The organism is Nocardia wallacei (genome assembly GCF_029869545.1).
Lineage (GTDB): Bacteria > Actinomycetota > Actinomycetes > Mycobacteriales > Mycobacteriaceae > Nocardia > Nocardia wallacei_A.
The window spans coordinates 1-3,995 of sequence record NZ_JARWQD010000060.1 but is presented as its reverse complement, the minus strand read 5'-3'; the positions used below and the strand labels follow the sequence as shown (position 1 = coordinate 3,995).

The 3,995-nt window shown below is 73.0% G+C and carries 4 protein-coding genes; 1 reads left to right on the top strand and 3 read right to left on the bottom strand.

Translation table 11 applies throughout. The annotated features are described in order from the left end of the window. The first annotated feature begins 442 nt into the window (after positions 1-442). Positions 443-1,126 (top strand): YdcF family protein, encoded by a 684-nt coding sequence (locus QH290_RS03330; RefSeq protein WP_280381916.1) that lies wholly within the window; start codon positions 443-445, stop codon positions 1,124-1,126. A 15-nt stretch (positions 1,127-1,141) separates the two neighbouring features. Here QH290_RS03330 and QH290_RS03325 read toward each other — a convergent pair whose 3' ends face one another. The 3 genes from QH290_RS03325 to QH290_RS03315 form a co-directional block, all read right to left on the bottom strand. Next, positions 1,142-1,762, bottom strand: coding sequence for a GNAT family N-acetyltransferase (locus QH290_RS03325; RefSeq protein ID WP_280381915.1), 621 nt, complete (start codon positions 1,760-1,762; stop codon positions 1,142-1,144). 61 nt (positions 1,763-1,823) lie between these two features. After that, a complete protein-coding gene (locus QH290_RS03320) occupies positions 1,824-2,723 on the bottom strand; it encodes an HAD-IIA family hydrolase (RefSeq protein ID WP_280381914.1) in 900 nt (299 codons plus the stop codon). A 114-nt stretch (positions 2,724-2,837) separates the two neighbouring features. Beyond that, the coding region (locus QH290_RS03315; protein ID WP_280381913.1) for a hypothetical protein at positions 2,838-3,995 on the bottom strand (1,158 nt) is incomplete at its 5' end.

Below are 3,995 nucleotides of genomic sequence, written 5' to 3'. Positions count from 1 at the left end.
CTCCACCAGCGCGCGGACCAGCGGCGCCTCGGCCGCGAGCTCCTCGGTCCTCCCCACGAGAATGGAGGTGACGAGTTCGCGCACCGAGCTGCGCGGCGGTCCGGCCCTGGCCGGCCTCACCCCGCGCGCCGACCACCGGGGGGGCCGTGTCCTTTTTGTGCCCCGGGGTCCCCCTGCTCCGGCCCGGCGCCGCACCCCGGCGCAAGCCCACGGCTCTCTGCGGCATCGCCCACTCCCGCAACCGTCGACGTTCTCGAGCGTCGCCGAGCTTAATATCGGCCCGAACATCGTTGTGCCCGATCGCCGTCGGCGAGGACTGTCGATAACAGCACCCCTGAGGTCGTTGTGGCAGAACACAACACATCAGCGAGCCGTCCGGCGCCGACCGGCCGTCGGGACCACCGTCCCCGCGCCGTTCGTCGACGCTGGCACAATGTGGTCCGTGCGACGCGATCGACTAGGGGCGAGCCGGTGGTGGGCCGCGGCGGCGCTCGGCGCGGCCGTGCCCGTCGCGGCGGCCGAATGGCTGCACCGGCGGGCGTCGCGGCGGTACCCGAACGCGGGCCTGCCCTCGGGGCCCCGTGGCGGCACCGAAGCCGTGGTGGTGCTCGGCTTTCCGCCCCGGGCGGACGGCGGCACCCACCCGCTGCAGCGCTGGCGGTGCCGCATCGCCGCGCGCTCGATGGATCCGGGCCGCGCGGGCATCATGGTGTTCACCGGCGGGGCGGTCCGGCGGAAATGGCCCGAGGCCGAGGTGATGGCGCGGTACGCCCGCACGCGGCTCGGCGTTCCCGAGGCCCGCATCCGTATCGAGAACAAGGCCGAAAGCACCTGGCAGAACATCGAATTCACGATCCCGCTGATCGAGCACGCCGACCACATCAAGATCGCCTCCGACCCCATGCACGCCGCCCGCGCCCGCCGCTACCTGCTGCTCCAGCGCCCCGACCTGGCCGCTCGCCTCGCGCGCACCGACGACTACCGCTGCGGCGAGCGGTGGTGGCTCAAGCTCCCCACCGCCGCCCACGAACTCGCCGCCATCGCCCGCCGCCGCGCGGGCGCGGTCCTCGTCGGCCTGGTGAACAGGTCCGGCGGCGCGGCACCGGAGTCCGCGCGGTCCCGGTGAGTTCTCGGCCCCGGCTCATCGTCGATCCGGCAGCCCCGGGCCACGCCGCATGAACCAGTTGGGGACGCCCAGGATGTCGGCCTCCCCCACCACCGTGAACCCGAATCTCGTGTAGAAGCTGACGTTCTCGGGCTTGTCGGTCTCGAGATATCCGACTGCCCGCTCGGATTCCATTCGGGCGCAGAACTGTTCGAGCATCACGCTGCCGATGCCCTGACCCTGCAATCCGGCGTCGACGGCGACCGGGCCGAGATGCCAATGCGGTTCGTCGGGGTCGCGCCGCGCCCACGCGCCGGTCCACCGCACGATGCGCAGCGCCGTCCCGGGCGGGTGACTCAGCGCGATCGCCGACAACGCGGCGAGATTCTCGACCGGACCGGGCCCGCGCTCGCGCGGCCGCCCCATCCCGCACACGCCGACAAGCCGTCCGTCGCGAAATGCCGCCGCCACCGTCCCCTGCCGGACCAGCCCCCGCAATCCGAACCGGAAGAATCTCGTGAGCGACCGCTCCCGGGACGCGGGCTCGGCCCCGAAGACCCGCACCACGATGGGATTTTCTCGCATCCCCCGCCCGAGCACCCCGGCCGCCTCCCCCAGCTCCGCCGAACCGAGATCCCGCATCTCCACCGACGCCATGCCACCTCCCGCTCCGCAACCCGTCCCATTGTGCGGGAAGGTCACCGGACAGGCGCGGCTTTCAGGTCCAGCGGGTGAGGGCGACCGCCCGGCCCGGGTGCTGACGCAGACGCTCGGCCAGTCGGTCCGCGATGTCTTTCGTGTCGGTGGGGAGCGGGTTTGCTTGCGCCACTGGATGATTCAGCGCGTCGAGAGACTCGGCGACGTAGGTGGGGAGGCGATCCGCCGGGCGCCTGCGAAGATCCTCGAGGGTGCTGACGCCGGTCAGGACCAGCAGCGACGGCAGGTGCACGCAGAGCGCGCCGTCGATGTCGGTGTCGAGGCGATCGCCGACGACCAGCGCATCGCGCGTACCGGCGCGCTCCAGCGCGTCCTCCAGCAGGGGCGCGTACGGCTTGCCCGCCACGGTCGGCTCGAGATCGGTGGCCGCGCGCAGGGCGGCGACCATCGAGCCGTTACCGGGCGCCAGGCCGCGCTCGTTCGGCAGTGTCGCGTCGGTATTCGCGGCCACCCACAACGCCCCGGCGCGCAGCGCGTAGGCCGCCTCCGCCAGATCCGGCCACGCGGTCTGCGGCGAATGCCCCTGCACCACGGCGTCGGGCGCGGCACCGTCGAAGCGGCGAATCGGACGCAGACCGACCCGCTCGACCTCGGCGGCCAGATCGTCGGTGCCGACGACCAGCACAGTGGCGCCCGGGGACAGCCGCCCGGCGAGCACGTGGGCCGCCGCCTGCGCACTGGTCACGACCTCGTTCTCCGTTGCGGCGAAACCCAATTCGGCCAGGTGACCCGCGACCGTGGCGGCCGATCGGCTGGCGTTGTTGGTGACATACATCAGCGCCTGCGGACTCGTCGCGCCCGACAGTGCCTGCGGCGCACCGGGAATCACGTCGTTACCGCGATACAGCGTGCCGTCCAGGTCCAGCAGCAGCGCCCCGAACCGCTCCCTCAACCGCGTCACTGCCTCCACCTACTCCGGCATCCGGCGCCCGGATGCCCACTGCCCGTTCGTTTTCCTGCTACTCGTCTGTGCGTGGCTGCCCTGAGACCGTCCGGGTTCCTCGGGTGCGGGCCGCTACCTGGTCTCGCTGTCCGGGTCGTCACCGTCGTCCTCGTCGTAGTCCCCGCCGCCTGCCAGTTCGTCCGCGCGCTCCTCGGCGTCGGTTTCGCCGTCGAGGTCGGCGGAGGCCGCGTTCAGGAACCACTTCAGGGCCTCGTCGGTGCGCTCCGCCGCCAGCAGGGCCTCGGCGTAGGCGTAGAACAGGCGCGCGGCGGACGAACCGGTGCGGGAGGGATCCAGGTCGGGCGTCTGCAGTGAGACCACCGCCTGGTCGTACTGGCCGAGGTCCATGCGCGCACCCGCGACCACGATCCGCAGTTCGGCGGCCTCGTCCCCGCTCAGTTGCCGGGCCTCGTCGCTGCGACCCAGCTCGATCGCGCGCTCCGGACGGCCCAGTCCGCGTTCACAGTCGGCCATGACCGCCAGCAGGCCCGCGCCACCGGACATCCGGCGGGCGGTCCGCAGCTCGGACAGCGCCTCCGCCCATTCACCGGCGTGATAGGCGATCACACCGGCGGTCTCTCGGACCACCGCGATCCGCCCGGCCCGCTGCCGCGCCGCCCGGGCGTGGGCCAGCGCCAGTTCCGGCTCCTCGTCCAGGAGCCGGGCGGCCATGACGAGGTGCCGGGCGACCGTCTCGGCGTTGTTCTTGTCCAGGCTCAGCAGGTCGCGGCGCACGGCCGAGTCCAGATCGGCGGCCTGCACATCCTCCGGCAGCGCCGGTTCGTCCGGCCGGGCGTCGCGGCGGTCGTGCGCCCGGCCACCCGGCCCCTGCGCACCCTCGCCGCCCCGGCGACGTTCCCCGGGCTCTCGACGCTCGCCGGGGCCGAATGTCCCACTGTCCCTATCGAATCCGCGCCCCGCCTCGGAACCGCCACGCTCGTCCCTGGCCCGCCGGTCGTCGGCACGCCGAAAACCACCGCGCTCACCATCACGCCCCGGCCGCCCCTCGCCGCGCCCGAAACCCCCACGCCCCGCCCCACGATCCGCATCACGCTCAAATCCCCCGCGCCCCGCATCACCACGATTGAATCCCCCACGCCCCGCATCACCACGGCCGAAACCACCGCGCCCCGCATCACCACGGCAGAAAACACCACGCCCCGCCCCACCGGCCCCAACCCGATCGAAAGCCCCCCCCCCCGCCCCACCCGCCGCCGCGACCCGGAAGAA

Coding starts and splice junctions, on each gene's coding strand:
- QH290_RS03325 (WP_280381915.1), bottom strand. CDS start 1,762: ATGGCGTCGGTGGAGATGCGGGATCTCGGTTCGGCGGAGCTGGGGGAG.